A 262-nucleotide genomic window follows, 5' to 3' on the forward strand; every position below is an offset into this window, starting at 1 on the left:
CGGCCTGCACGCCTCCAGCGGCATCCTGTTCAACCACGAATCGCCGCTGCGCGGCATCGAGTTCGTCACGCGCAAGGTTACCGACGCGGTGGCCCGCATCAAGCTCGGCAAGCAGCAGGAATTGCGCCTGGGCAACGTCGACGCCAAGCGCGACTGGGGCTTTGCCGGGGACTACGTCGAAGCCATGTGGCTGATGTTGCAGCAGGACAAGGCCGACGACTACGTGGTGGCCACCGGTGTCACTACCACCGTGCGCGACATG

1 protein-coding gene is annotated in these 262 nt (G+C 65.3%); it reads left to right on the top strand.

Annotated features, from left to right (window positions below):
• On the top strand, nt 1-262 hold a 262-nt coding region (locus HJG58_RS18710), incomplete at both ends, for a GDP-mannose 4,6-dehydratase (protein WP_170249808.1).

It is taken from the genome of Acinetobacter geminorum, from assembly GCF_013009345.1.
GTDB classification, from domain to species: domain Bacteria; phylum Pseudomonadota; class Gammaproteobacteria; order Pseudomonadales; family Moraxellaceae; genus Acinetobacter; species Acinetobacter geminorum.